This window comes from Sphingomonas mesophila (genome assembly GCF_003499275.1).
GTDB classification, from domain to species: Bacteria; Pseudomonadota; Alphaproteobacteria; order Sphingomonadales; family Sphingomonadaceae; genus Sphingomicrobium; species Sphingomicrobium mesophilum.
Map to the genome: position 1 here is coordinate 391,277 of NZ_QWDF01000001.1, position 12,325 is coordinate 403,601.

Consider the following 12,325-nt stretch of genomic DNA (forward strand, 5'->3'; position numbering starts at 1 on the left):
CGCGGCTCCCGTGAGTTCTCCGCCATACGTGCAGGCCGTTGCGCGGGTCGGCCCGTGTCCCGGCGGGGACAGGAAAAAGCCCCGGACGCACGAAGCCGTGCGGCGGAGCCGTTATGTCTGGATAGGATTGGATATAGCGCAAATCCAACAGCGCGCAAGAGGGGGAGGGCGGTCACATCCCTGTGCGGTCTTGGCCCCGCTCGGTCAGCCCCTAGCTAGTGACTCAAGGAGAATGGACATGCCAAGGTCGATCCGCGATTTCCACGTGCACCTCTATTTCGATCCGCCCGAGCTGGAGCGGGCGCGGCTGCTGGCCGGTGAACTCGTGCGCCGCTTCGACCTTCCGGTCGGTCACTTCCACGAGCGCCCGGTTGGCCCCCATCCGCGCGGCAGCGTCCAGCTCACCGTCTCGCCCGGGCGCTTCGGCGACGTCGCGCAGTTCCTCGCAGTGGCTCGGGACGGGCTGACAATCTTCGCCCACGCCTCGACCGGCGACGATCGCGCCGACCACACCGACCATGTCATCTGGTTCGGGCCGTCGGAGCCGCTCGACCTGGCGCCGTTCGACTAGGCAGCGGCCGCGGACGAAAAAGGGCGACCCCTTGCGAGGCCGCCCTTCCCATCCGCCGGCGCTTCAAGACACCGACGAAACTTGTCGAGAAGCTTACTTGAGCTCGACGGTCCCGCCGGCTTCCTCGATCTGCTTCTTGATCTTCTCGGCTTCGTCCTTGTTGACGCCTTCCTTGACGGCCTTGGGAGCCGACTCGACCAGCGCCTTGGCTTCGCCGAGGCCCAGGCCGGTGATGGCGCGGACTTCCTTGATGACGTTGATCTTCTTGCCACCGTCGCCGGTGAGGATCACGTCGAACTCGGTCTGCTCCTCGGCGGCCGGGCCGGCGGCGGCAGCGGCCGGGCCGGCGACGGCGACGGCAGCGGCGGCCGAAACGCCCCACTTCTCTTCGAGCAGCTTGGCCAGCTCGGCGGCTTCGATAACGGTCAGCGCCGACAGGTCTTCGACGATCTTATTGAGGTCAGCCATTTCTTATCTCCAGTTGGGCGCAACGGCCCGATGTTGTCACTTCAATCGTACGTTCTCAGGCTGCGGCCTTGGCGGCGAAGATTCGCGCCAGCTGGCCACCGGGCTCCATCAGGGTGCGGGCGATCTTGGTCGCCGGCGCCTGGACGAGGCCAACAAGCTTGCCGCGAAGCTCGTCGAGCGACGGAAGTTCGGCCAGCGCCTTCACTCCGTTGACGTCGAGCATCGTCGTGCCCATCGCCCCGCCGACGATCTCGAAGCGATCGTTGGTCTTGGCGAATTCCACCGCCACCTTGGCAGCGGCGACCGGGTCCGACGACGTCGCCAGCGCGGTCGGTCCAACGAGGAACTCGCCGAGCGGGCTGTAGGTCGACCCTTCGAGGGCAATCTTGGCAAGCCGGTTCTTCGCAACCTTGAACTGGGCTCCGGCGTCGCGCATCTTCGCGCGCAGGTCCGAGGACTGCGCCACCGAGAGGCCGAGGTTGCGGGTCACCACAACCACGCCGGTCTCGGCGAAGACGTTCTTCAGCTCGGCAACCAGATCGGCTTTTTGCGAACGATCCATGCCATACTCCTGTAATCCCGTTGCGGAACGAACCGCGCCGGGGACTCAAAATGCCACGCGGCGGCGAGCCGCTGCGCAGTGATCGATGTCCGGGGGGCATGAGATCATGGCGACGGAGCGAACCGCCGCACGCGCGAGGCGCAACGCCCCGCGTGAATTCCTGTCCCCGTCTAGGCCGCGCGATTAAGTCCTCGCGGAAATGCGGGGACAGCGACTGTCTCGGACGGTTGCTCTCCGAAGAGAGACCGGCGCGCCTATAACCGGCGTCCGGGCGAAGTCAACTATTGGGCGGGTCGGCTGCGGTCGCCCGAGCAATCGAGCGCCCCTTGTCGAGCGACATCATGAACAGCAGCCCGGTGCTCGTCGTCGCGACGCCGAGCGACACCGGCAGGTAATGGAGCGAAAAGGCGTGGATTTCGGTCGGGACCGGATCGAGCGAATGCGTGAGAACGAACATCTCCGGCTTGGCGCCCGCCGGGACTCGCGCCGACTTTGCATCGTACGAGATGCAACCGCGCGTGAAGTTGCGGCGCCCAACGACCTTTCCGTCCTTGACGTCGATCCGCGCATGTCCGCCAAGGTGGACGACCCCTGCCGCGGTAGTCGAAGTGAGCACATAGACCGAAATGGGATCGGCAGAGGTCCGGCCGGGAATGACTGCGGAGTTCGGTGCGGACTTGCTGCACAGAAACACTTCGTCGGCCCCGCTGCCGAGCGCGATCCGTTTAGCCTCGATCAATCGCGCTTCCTCGGCGGTCACCGGCACGCGCGCGGCGCGCTCGAAGCTTTGCGGCGAGGCGACCCTGCGGCCGGTCCAGATCGCCGAATAGACCCGGAAATACCGACCGCTCTCGCCACCATAAAAGGTGGTTCGCAGGCCGCCGGTGTCGGGCGTCACGACATAGCCGCGCACGAAGCTGGCGGCATCCTTGGGAAAGACCTTGAGCGCCGCATCGGTAATGTGCCAGGCGGCCTGGTCGTAGGCGTAGAGCTGGTCGCCGCGAGCAAGATTGGCATCAAGCTGGACTTGCTCCGAGGCAGTCAACGGCCGCGCGGCCGCGGGAGATGTGGCGAGCGCCACGGCAATCAACAAAGCACGCATACCGGGTCCTCCCGCTGCCGCTCAGCCTAGCAAGCCGGGGCGGCAACGCAATCCAGTTGGCGGACCGCCGTTGGAAGGAACGGCGCGGCCGTTGGGCGAAGGGGCGCTTGCCTTCGCCGGCTCGGGCGGCTTGTCTGTGAACACGTATTTTCCACGGGGGACTGTCATGCTTGCTCGCTCGATCCTGATTGCCACCTGCGCCGCCGGCGCGCTCCTTGCCGCGCCCGCTTCGGCGCAGGCCTCGAAAAAGGCGTCCGGCGCCGCGTCGGTCCCGGCGATGAAGTTCACCGAGCGCAAGCTCGCCAACGGCCTTCGCGTGATCGGCCTGCGCGACACCACGACGCCCAACGTGATGGTGTCGATGTGGTATGAGGTCGGGGCCAAGCACGACCCGGCCGGCCGCGCCGGTTTCGCGCATCTGTTCGAGCACATCCTCAGCCGCAAGACCGTCAACATGCCCTACAATGCGATCAACCGCATGGTCGACGACATCGGCGGGACCCGCAACGCCTCGACCTCGTGGGACCGCACCAATTATTACGAGATCGTCCCGGCCGAATATCTCGAGCGGATGATGTGGACCCATGCGGAGCGGATGTTCCGCCCGGTGATCGACAAGGAGGTCTTTGAGACCGAGCGCGGGGTGGTCAAGGAAGAGCTTCGCCAAGGCGTGTTCGCGCCGCCCTATGGCCGGCTGTTCAGCTTCGCCATCGCCGAGAACATCTTCAACGTCATCCCCCACCGGCGCCCGACGATCGGCAGCATTACCGACCTCGATTCGGCGACTCTCGAGGACGCGCGCGCGTTCCACGAAAGCTATTACGGGCCGGACACGGCGACGCTCATCATCGCCGGCAATTACGACCCGGCGACGCTCGACAGGCTGGTCGACAAATATTTCGCGGGCATGCCCAAGCGGCCGCGCGCGGTGCCGCTGGCGATCACTACCAAGGATACGCCGGTGGTCGCCCGGACGGTGACCGCGACCGGTCCGACGGTGCCGCTGCCGGTGGCGATGGAGGTCTATCGAGTGCCCGGCACGCGCCATCCCGACATGGCCGCGCTCGAGGTGCTCGACGCGATCCTGTCGAGCGGCGAGAACAGCCGGCTCGACCGCGCCCTGGTCGAAAGCGGGCTGGCGGCCGAGGCCAGCAGCCAGCTCGTCGACACCGAGGAGACCGGCTTCCTCGCGGCGTTCGGGATCGTCGCCGGCGGCAAGCAGGAAGCGGCGGTCAAATCGGCGCTGCGCGCGGCGATCGACAGCCTGCGCAGCGAGGGGCCGAGCGCGGACGAGGTGCTCGAGGCCAAGAACGAGATCCTCGCCGCGGCGCTGGGCGAGCGCGAGACCTTTTCCAACCGCGGCTTCACCCTCGGCGAAGCGCTGGTCCGGACCAATGATCCGCGCCATGCCGACAAGCGACTGGCGGCGATCGGTCGGGTCACCGCTGCCGACGTGCGCCGCGTCGCGCGGACCTATCTCGACCCGGCCCGGACGGTGTCGATCCGCTACATCCAGGGCGACGGCGAGGCGAAGGGCTGGGCCAATCCGACCCCGCTGCCGACCTTCAAGACTCCGCCGCCGGCAGGGCGGGCGCCCAACGTGCTGCGGGCCGAGGCCGAGCGCGACCCGGTCCCCGGCCCCGGAGTCAGCGGCCAGTTCGTGCTCCCCCGGCTGGCCGACAGCCGGCTCGCCAACGGCGCGCGGGTGATCGCGGCGCGCACCGGCGACGTTCCGCTCGGATCGGTGACGGTCGTCGTCCCGGCCGGCGCTGCGACCGATCCCGCCAACCTTGCCGGGCGCGCGTCGCTCGCCGCGGCGATCGCTGAGAAGGGCACGGCGACCCGCTCGGCGCGCGACATCAGCGCCGGGCTCGAGCGGCTCGGTGCGAGCCTGTCGAGCGGCGCCGGACGCGACGGGCTGTTCTTCACCGTTACCGCGCCCACCGCGACGCTGGGCGAAGCGACCACGATCCTCGCCGACATCGTCCGCAACGCCTCGTTCCCGGCCGAGGATTTCGAGCGCGAGCGCAAGCGCGCGCTCGACGGCCTCAGCGTCGCCTACAAGACGCCGGGGACTCTGGCCGGACTGCTGGTCTCGCCGGTGGTGTTCGGTGCGACGCCCTACGGCAGCATTTCCGGCGGAACCCCGGATTCGATGGCCCGCATCGGCCGCCAGGACCTTCTCGACTATCGCCAGAGCTGGTGGCGGCCCGAGACCGCCGCGATCATCGTCTCGGGCGGGCTCGATCCGGCGGCCGGGACCGCGCTGGTCTCGCGCGCCTTCGGCGACTGGCGGGCGAGCGGACCGGCTCCGGCCGCCCCCGCGCGACTGGTCGGGGAACCGTTGCCGGGCCGGACGATCGTCGTCGACCTGCCGGGCGCCGGCCAGGCCGCGGTCTATGCCGTCGCGCCCGGGCTCGCGCGCGGCGACAAGGATTTCTACCCGGCCCAGATCGCCAATGCGGTCCTCGGCGGCGGCAGCACCGCGCGGTTGTTCACCGAAATCCGCACCAAGCGCTCGCTCAGCTACGGCTCGTACAGTGACGTCAGCGCCAACCTTGCCGGCGGCACGGTGATCGCCAGCGCCCAGACCAAGAACGAGAGCGCGGCCGAGGTCGCCGGGATCATCCTCGCCGAACTTCAGAAAATCGCCACCAACCCGCTCAACGAGGCCGAGGTCGGCAACCGCAAGACCCTGCTCAACGGCCGCTTCAAGCGCTCGTTCGAAACCAGCAGCGGGTTCAACGCGACGCTCAGCAACGCGCTGATCCGCGGTGTCTCGCCCGAAGAAGCGCTGGCCTACGCCGAGCGGATCGACGCGAGCAGCGGGCCCGCGGCGACCGCGGCGATGGCGCGCATGCTGAGCGCCGACCGGGTGTCGCTGATCGTGGTCGGCGACTCGGCCAAGTTCCTCGCTCCGCTGCGCGCGCTGCGGCCCAATCTGGTGGTGATCCCGGCCGCCAAGCTCGACCTCGCGCGGGCGGCGGAGAAAGCGGCGCCCTAGGCATCGGCTTGACAATCGCGCCGCCCGGATGCCCCATCGCTCCCGTTGGTCGGGGAGGGTGGATGATCCGGCAGCTGATCGCGATATTGGGCGCCGTGTTGGCGCTTGCCGCACCGGCGCGGGCGCAGGGGCCCGCGTCGCCGGCGCGCGTGATCGCGGTCGGCGACCTCCACGGCGATTATGACGCCTGGCTCGACATCGCCCGCGCTGCCGGGCTGATCGACGGCAAGCTTAAATGGGCCGGCGGCCGCACCGTGCTGGTGCAGACCGGCGACATCGTCGATCGCGGCCCGGACAGCCTCAAGATCATCCGTCATCTCCAGCAATTGCAGCGCGAGGCGCGCCGCTCCGGCGGGGCGGTCATCGTGGTGATGGGCAATCACGAGGCGATGATGGTCACCGGCGACTATCGCTACGTCGATCCCGGCGAATATGCCGCCTTCGCCGACCGCCAGAGCGAGAAACGGCGGATGGAGGGCTATCGCCTCAACAAGACGGCGATCGAGGCCTATTACCGGCTGCGCGACGCCAGCCTGAGCCCGGCCGCGATCCGCGACCTGTGGATCGCCGATACGCCGCTCGGCAAGGTCGAACACAACACTGCCTGGGGCCCGCAAGGCGAGCTCGGCCAGTGGGTCGCCGGCCTACCGGCCATCGCCAAGGTCGGCTCGAGCCTGTTCGTTCACGGCGGGATCAGCGCCAATTATGCCCTCGTGCCGCTCAGCGAGATCAACCGCCGCGCGCGCGAGGCGGTGCTGGCCGGGACGACCGACCGCGCCGCGATCATCAACGACGAGATGGGGCCCCTGTGGTATCGCGGGCTGGTTACCGGCACCGCTCCGGGCCGGCCGACCGCCGCCAACGAGCTCGACGTCGCGCTCCGCGCGTTCGGAGCCAGGCGCCTGGTCATCGGCCACACGCCGTCGGCCAAGGGCGTCCGCATCGATTTCGGTGGTAAATTGATACGGATCGATACCGGCACCGCCCGCCCCTACGGCGGAGTCCTCGGCTGGGCCGAGATCGTCGGCGACACCGTCACCCCGCGGGTCACAGCCCGGAGCAAGCCATGATCTTGGAAACCATTGCTCTGTCCATCGCCGCCGCCGCAACGCCCCTGTTCGCAACCGACGAACCGCTTCGCCTGACCATCGCCGGCCCGGTCGACCAGATCGCCAAGGGCTCGCCGGGAAGCAGCCCGAACCGGCCGGGGACGCTGGCGGTGGCGGGCTCGGCGCCGCTGCCGATCACGCTCGCCCCGCGCGGCATCACCCGGCGCGAGAAGGACGTCTGCCAATTCCCGCCGCTGCGCGTGACCTTCAACCAGCCGCCGCCGGCGGCGAGCCCATTCGCCGGTCAGCGGCGGCTGAAGCTCGTCACCCACTGCCGCGGCGCCCCCGATTTCCAGAACTTCCTGCTGCTCGAATACGCCGCCTACAAGTTGTTCAACGCGTTGACCCCGCTGAGCTTTCGGGCGCGGCTGGCGCAGGTCGATTACACCGATGATGCGGGCCGGCCGATCGTCAGCCGCTACGCCTTCTTCATCGAGGACATCGACGACGTCGCCCGGCGCAACGGCATGACGTTCGCGCGAATGGGCGAGCGCTTTCCGGTAAGCCGGCTCGCGCCGCGAGACGCCGCCCGCTTTGCCATCTTTCAATATATGGTCGGCAACCTTGACTGGGCGCTGCAGGCCGGGCCGGCAGGCGACGACTGCTGCCACAACAGCCGGCCGATCGCGCCGCAGGGCGCGGCTTCGGCGCAGCTCAGCCCGGTGCCCTACGACTTCGACTTTTCCGGACTAGTCAGCGCGCCTTATGCGACCCCGCCGGCGATGATCCCGGTCAGCAATGTCCGCCAGCGCCGCTATCGCGGCCTGTGCCGCCACAATGCGGAAGCGCGGGCACTGCTCGCCGAGTTTCGCGCCAAGCGCCCAGAGATGGCCGCGATCCTTGGTTCGATCCCGGGCCTCAGCCCGGCGGTCGGCGCACGGGCGACGGCCTATCTCGAAGGATTCTTCCGTGACATCGCGACCGACCTGACGGCCGAGGCGAAAATGCTGCGGACCTGCCTCGGCTAGGCTTTTGGCGGCGCGTTGACTGCGGCTGCGGGATCGGCCGGCGGAGCGGGCGGATCGGGGCAGGTGCCGGGATTGAAGTCGGTCATGAAGCGCTTCATGCCCGCGCGTTCGCCATATTCGCTGACCCACAGGATCAGGAAGATGATGTTGAACGCCATCGCCATAACGAAGGCGAGCTCGACCGCGCCGATACCCGAGGCAAGTCCCATGCCGACCGACAAGAGGATGTAGAGCGCGTCTCCTGAACTCTTGAGACTGTTCTTGAAGCGCACCGCGCCCGCGATGCCCCCAAGGGCAAAGGCCAGCGCCAGGCTGTTCTGGACGACGATGACGATCGAGGTGACGACCACCGGCAGAATGAGGATCGAGCTGATCAGCGACTGGTCGTATTCCTCGTCGGTGCGGGTCGCCATGTACATCCAGCTGACCGGGAGCGCGCTCATCAGCGCGCCCAGGATCGCCACCGACAGCCAGCCGAGCGACTGGCCGAGGCTTTTTACCTTGGGATCGGACGCGGCGGTTTCGAGCGCGCTCTTGCCCTCGGTCGCGCCGATCAACTCTTGGGCGCCGCCGACCGGCAGGTAGGAGCGAAGCTCGGGATAGGCCTGCAGCAACAGGAAGGTGCCGCCGATGATGACGGCGTAATAGATGATGAGCTGCGTGACGAGCCGGCCTGCGCGCATGACTGAAACCCCCCGTGGTTCGCGTCAGCTGCGAGGCTAGGTCATTCCTCGTCGGTCGCCAAGCCCGCACTTCCGGCGTCGTCGACGTCGAAGCTGGCGATCGGCTCGATCACGCCGAAACGTTCCTTGTGCGGCTTGTGGGCGAGCGGCGGCCAGGGGATGTCGGCGACCGGCAGGCGCGTGTCCGGCAGCATGTCGAGGAAATGGCGCAGTAGGGTCAGGCGGCCGACCGGCTGGTCGTTGAAGTCGACCAGGGTCCACGGGGCCCAGGCGGTGTGGGTCGCTTCGAGCATGCGCTCGCGGGCGCGGGTGTAGTCTTCATATTTGCTGCGCGATTCGAGATCGATCGGCGACAGTTTCCAGCGCCGCCGCGGGTTCTTGAGGCGGTTGTGGAAGCGTTCTTCCTGCCGCTCCTGGTCGACGCACAGCCAATATTTGAACAGCAGGATGCCATCGTCGACGAGGTGGCGCTCGACCTCGGGCGTCGCCTCGAGGAAGTCTTCGGCCTGCTTCTGGGTACAAAAGCCCATCACCCGCTCGACCCCTGCGCGGTTGTACCAGCTGCGGTCGAACAGCACGAGTTCGCCCTTGGACGGCAGATGCTGGAAATAGCGCTGGAAGTACCATTGGCCTTGCTCGCGAGCGGTCGGCGAGGGGAGGGCGACGACCCGGCAATGGCGCGGATTGATGTTCTGGCTGATCATGTCGATCGAGCCGCCCTTGCCGGCGGTGTCGCGGCCTTCGAAGACGATCACGACGCGCTGGCCAGTCTCGTGAATCCAGCGCGCGGCATCGCTAAGTTCGCGGGTCAGCGGCTTGAGCAATTCCTCGTAGCGCTCGCGGCTGAGGATCGTCTTTCCGCTCATCGAAGCCCCCGCTTGCCTGCTCGGCACGAGTCATAGGGCGTTGTTGAGATAGCTCCAAATCGCGGACACCACGACCGATCCTTCGCCGACCGACGAGGCGACCCTCTTGACCGAGCCGGAGCGCACGTCGCCAACGGCGAAGATGCCGGGCCGCGAGGTGGCGTAGGCACTGCCATCGCCGGTCACGACGAAGCCGGCGCGGTCGACCTCGACCAGCCCCGACAACCAGGCGGTATTGGGCTCGGCGCCGACCATGATGAACAGTGCGCCGCAATCGAGCCGCCGTTCACCGTCGGGGGCGGCGATGCGGATTGCCTCGAGTCGGCTCTCGCCGATCAGCTCGGCGACCGCCGACCGGTAGTGGATGGTGATCCGTCGGTCCGCCTCGATCCGGTCGCGCAAATAGGCCGACATCGATTCCGCGAGACTGTCGCCGCGCACCAGCAAATGGACGTGGCGGGCGTGACGCGAGAGGAACATCGCCGCCTGGCCGGCGCTGTTGCCGCCGCCGACGATCACCGCATCGGTGCGGGCGCAGAAGCGTGCCTCCATCTCGGTCGCAGCGTAGAAGATGCCGGCGCCCTCGAGCTCCTCGAGCCGGGGCAGCGGAAGTCGGCGGTATTGGACCCCGGTCGCGACCAGCACGGCGCGGGCACAGAGCGTGTCGCCATGGTCGAGGGTCGCGCAGAACACGCCGTCCCCGTTGACGGCGAGGTGCTCGACGCGGCGCGGCATGGCGAAGCGGGTGCCGAACTTCATCGCCTGGATCTGGCCGCGGTAGATGAGGTCGCCGCCCGAAATGCCGGTCGGAAAGCCCATGTAATTCTCGATCCGGCTCGAGGTCCCGGCCTGGCCGCCAATCGCGGTGTCCTCAACGACCAGCGCGCTGAGGCCCTCGGCACCGGCATAGACCGCCGCGGCGACTCCGGCCGGGCCACCGCCGACGATCAGGAGGTCGAGCGTCTCCTCGCTCGACGCGTCGAGATCGAGGCCGAGCAGATTGGCGAGCTTGGACGGGTCGGGATCCTCGATCACCGTGTCGCTTCCGAACACCACCGACGGCTTGTGATCGGCCAGGCGGCAGACGCTGACGCTGTCCTCGTCCGCGCCGTCGAGATCGTAGGACTGAAACGGGATGCGGTTGCGCGACAGGAAGCTGGCGACGCGCTGGATGGCCGGGTCGCGGTCGGCACCGATCAGCTTGATCGCGCTGCTCCCCTCTTCGACCTGGCGGCGGCGGCGCGCAGAATAGACGGTGATGATCTGGTCGCCGAGCTCCGGGATTTCGCTCATCAGCTGGAGCATCGCTGGGCGCGACACCTCGAGCGTCCGAGTGTCGCGCGCGGCGCGCATCGGGAGAGTCCAGCGGCCGCCGTTGAGGAAGGCGAGCTCGCCCATGAATTGGCCGGGACCGAGCGTCGAGGGCACCATGCGCTCGCCGCTGAACGGATCGACCACTTCGACCTCGCCGTCGATCACCAGCATGAAGCGGTCCATCGGATCGCCGTTGCGGGCGATCAACTGACCAGCGGGATAGGATTGTTCGGCCCCGCGTTCGCGCATCGCCGCGAGGTGGTCATCAGCCAGCGGCCGCGGCTTCATTTCCTTGAGGTCGCCGCCGATGCTTTCCATGGGCCGCAGATAGGGTGCCATGACCCGACGCAAAAGGGCCGGACGTTTCCGCCCGGCCCTTTCGATCAGTCAATCGACAGTGCCTTAGGCGCCGGCGACCTCCGCGACATCGACCTTGACGCCCGGGCCCATCGACGAGCTGAGGGCGACCTTCTTGAGGTACTTGCCCTTGGCGCCGGCCGGCTTGGCCTTGACGATGGCGTCGACGAAGGCGTCGAAATTGGCCTTCAGATCGGCTTCCTCGAAGCTCGCCTTGCCGATCCCGGCGTGAATAATCCCGGCCTTTTCGACGCGGAACTCGATCTGGCCGGCCTTGGCGTCGGTGACCGCCTTGGTGACGTCCATCGTAACCGTGCCGAGCTTCGGGTTCGGCATCAGGCCCTTGGGGCCGAGCACCTTGCCGAGACGGCCGACGACACCCATCATGTCGGGCGTTGCGATAACCCGGTCATAGTCGAGCTTGCCGGCCTGCATCTCTTCCATCAGATCCTCGGCACCGACCTTGTCGGCGCCGGCGGCGGTGGCTTCGTCCGCCTTAGCGCCCTTGGCGAACACCGCGACCTTGACGGTCTTGCCGGTGCCCTTGGGCAGGTTCACGATGCCGCGCACCATCTGGTCGGCATGACGCGGGTCGACGCCGAGATTCATCGCCACTTCGACCGTCTCGTCGAACTTGGCGGTGGCGAGCGACTTGACCAGGCTGATAGCCTCGTCGAGCTGGTAGAGCTTCATCGGCTCGACTTTGCCGGCCAGCGCCTTCTGCTTCTTGGTCACTTTGGCCATGTCCTTAGCCCTCCACCACTTGGAGGCCCATTGCGCGGGCGCTGCCTTCGATGATCCGGGTCGCCGCCTCGATGTCGGTGGCGTTGAGATCCTTCATCTTCATCTCGGCAATTTCGCTGAGCTGGCTGCGCTTGATCGTGCCCGCCGAGACCTTGCCCGGCTCCTTCGAGCCCGACTTCAGCTTGGCCGCCTTCTTGAGCAGGAAGCTCGCCGGCGGGGTCTTGGTGACGAACGAGAAGCTGCGGTCCGCGTAGACGGTGATGATGGTCGGGATCGGCATCTGCTTCTCAAGGTCCTGCGTGGCGGCGTTAAAGGCCTTGCAGAATTCCATGATGTTGACGCCGCGTTGGCCGAGCGCCGGGCCGATCGGCGGCGACGGATTGGCCACTCCAGCCGGCACCTGAAGCTTGATATAGCCGGTAATCTTCTTTGCCATGTGTTCACTCTCTAGTCGTCCGCCTGCGCTGGTGCTTCGACGGACTGTTCAAGTTTAGCGGTCCAGACGCCCGAGGCTTGCGCTTCGGGCTCCCGCAGAATTCCAACGTTGATGCTGGAGGCGCGCCACTAGCCGATGCCG

General features: G+C 67.5%; 12 protein-coding genes. 4 read left to right on the plus strand and 8 right to left on the minus strand.

All coding sequences use genetic code 11. The features are described from left to right. Positions 1 to 238 precede the first annotated feature (238 nt). Positions 239 to 571: a DOPA 4,5-dioxygenase family protein gene (locus D0Z60_RS01970; RefSeq protein ID WP_118858383.1), complete on the plus strand. Its 333-nt coding sequence runs from the start codon at positions 239 to 241 to the stop codon at positions 569 to 571. 93 nt (positions 572 to 664) lie between these two features. On the opposite strand, the gene rplL is transcribed toward D0Z60_RS01970, so the two are convergent. The 3 genes from rplL to D0Z60_RS01985 form a co-directional block, all read right to left on the minus strand. Further along, entirely contained in the window at positions 665 to 1,039 is a 375-nt protein-coding gene (gene rplL, locus D0Z60_RS01975) for a 50S ribosomal protein L7/L12 (RefSeq protein ID WP_118856570.1), read from the minus strand. A 55-nt stretch (positions 1,040 to 1,094) separates the two neighbouring features. Then, on the minus strand, positions 1,095 to 1,601 hold the full coding sequence (gene rplJ / locus D0Z60_RS01980) for a 50S ribosomal protein L10 (protein ID WP_118856572.1): 507 nt from the start codon (positions 1,599 to 1,601) through the stop codon (positions 1,095 to 1,097). Positions 1,602 to 1,878: 277 nt separating this feature from the next. Beyond that, the gene (locus tag D0Z60_RS01985) at positions 1,879 to 2,703 is read right to left on the minus strand and encodes a hypothetical protein (RefSeq protein ID WP_118856574.1); all 825 of its coding nucleotides are present in this window, start codon (positions 2,701 to 2,703) and stop codon (positions 1,879 to 1,881) included. A 166-nt stretch (positions 2,704 to 2,869) separates the two neighbouring features. On the opposite strand from D0Z60_RS01985, the gene D0Z60_RS01990 reads away from it, so the two are divergent. The 3 genes from D0Z60_RS01990 (at position 2,870) to D0Z60_RS02000 (ending at position 7,784) form a co-directional block, all read left to right on the plus strand. Then, positions 2,870 to 5,707, plus strand: a complete 2,838-nt coding sequence (locus D0Z60_RS01990) for a M16 family metallopeptidase (RefSeq protein WP_118856576.1) — start codon at positions 2,870 to 2,872, stop codon at positions 5,705 to 5,707. Between the two features lie 62 nt (positions 5,708 to 5,769). Continuing rightward, positions 5,770 to 6,777: a metallophosphoesterase gene (locus D0Z60_RS01995; protein WP_118856578.1), complete on the plus strand. Its 1,008-nt coding sequence runs from the start codon at positions 5,770 to 5,772 to the stop codon at positions 6,775 to 6,777. Beyond that, positions 6,774 to 7,784 carry a hypothetical protein gene (locus D0Z60_RS02000; RefSeq protein ID WP_162888033.1) on the plus strand — a complete coding sequence of 337 codons (1,011 nt, stop codon included), beginning with the start codon at positions 6,774 to 6,776 and terminating at the stop codon, positions 7,782 to 7,784. Before D0Z60_RS01995 ends, D0Z60_RS02000 begins: the two co-directional genes overlap by 4 nt. On the opposite strand, the gene D0Z60_RS02005 is transcribed toward D0Z60_RS02000, so the two are convergent. The 5 genes from D0Z60_RS02005 to rplK form a co-directional block, all read right to left on the minus strand. Further along, a complete protein-coding gene (locus D0Z60_RS02005; protein ID WP_118856581.1) occupies positions 7,781 to 8,467 on the minus strand; it encodes a DUF4956 domain-containing protein in 687 nt (228 codons plus the stop codon). The genes D0Z60_RS02000 and D0Z60_RS02005 overlap by 4 nt on opposite strands. Before the next feature lie 41 nt (positions 8,468 to 8,508). After that, positions 8,509 to 9,333, minus strand: coding sequence for a polyphosphate kinase 2 (ppk2, locus tag D0Z60_RS02010; RefSeq protein WP_118856583.1), 825 nt, complete (start codon positions 9,331 to 9,333; stop codon positions 8,509 to 8,511). A gap of 30 nt (positions 9,334 to 9,363) precedes the next feature. Next, complete coding sequence (locus D0Z60_RS02015; RefSeq protein ID WP_118856585.1) at positions 9,364 to 10,965, minus strand: FAD-dependent oxidoreductase; 1,602 nt, start codon at positions 10,963 to 10,965, stop codon at positions 9,364 to 9,366. Positions 10,966 to 11,049: 84 nt separating this feature from the next. Then, a complete protein-coding gene (rplA, locus tag D0Z60_RS02020) occupies positions 11,050 to 11,748 on the minus strand; it encodes a 50S ribosomal protein L1 (protein ID WP_118856587.1) in 699 nt (232 codons plus the stop codon). 4 nt (positions 11,749 to 11,752) lie between these two features. Beyond that, on the minus strand, positions 11,753 to 12,184 hold the full coding sequence (gene rplK, locus D0Z60_RS02025; RefSeq protein ID WP_118856589.1) for a 50S ribosomal protein L11: 432 nt from the start codon (positions 12,182 to 12,184) through the stop codon (positions 11,753 to 11,755). Positions 12,185 to 12,325 lie beyond the last annotated feature (141 nt).

Coding starts and splice junctions, on each gene's coding strand:
- rplJ (WP_118856572.1), bottom strand. CDS start 1,601: ATGGATCGTTCGCAAAAAGCCGATCTGGTTGCCGAGCTGAAGAACGTC.
- D0Z60_RS01995 (WP_118856578.1), top strand. CDS start 5,770: ATGATCCGGCAGCTGATCGCGATATTGGGCGCCGTGTTGGCGCTTGCC.
- rplA (WP_118856587.1), bottom strand. CDS start 11,748: ATGGCCAAAGTGACCAAGAAGCAGAAGGCGCTGGCCGGCAAAGTCGAG.
- rplL (WP_118856570.1), bottom strand. CDS start 1,039: ATGGCTGACCTCAATAAGATCGTCGAAGACCTGTCGGCGCTGACCGTT.
- rplK (WP_118856589.1), bottom strand. CDS start 12,184: ATGGCAAAGAAGATTACCGGCTATATCAAGCTTCAGGTGCCGGCTGGA.
- D0Z60_RS01970 (WP_118858383.1), top strand. CDS start 239: ATGCCAAGGTCGATCCGCGATTTCCACGTGCACCTCTATTTCGATCCG.
- D0Z60_RS02000 (WP_162888033.1), top strand. CDS start 6,774: ATGATCTTGGAAACCATTGCTCTGTCCATCGCCGCCGCCGCAACGCCC.
- ppk2 (WP_118856583.1), bottom strand. CDS start 9,333: ATGAGCGGAAAGACGATCCTCAGCCGCGAGCGCTACGAGGAATTGCTC.
- D0Z60_RS02015 (WP_118856585.1), bottom strand. CDS start 10,965: ATGGAAAGCATCGGCGGCGACCTCAAGGAAATGAAGCCGCGGCCGCTG.
- D0Z60_RS01985 (WP_118856574.1), bottom strand. CDS start 2,703: ATGCGTGCTTTGTTGATTGCCGTGGCGCTCGCCACATCTCCCGCGGCC.
- D0Z60_RS01990 (WP_118856576.1), top strand. CDS start 2,870: ATGCTTGCTCGCTCGATCCTGATTGCCACCTGCGCCGCCGGCGCGCTC.
- D0Z60_RS02005 (WP_118856581.1), bottom strand. CDS start 8,467: ATGCGCGCAGGCCGGCTCGTCACGCAGCTCATCATCTATTACGCCGTC.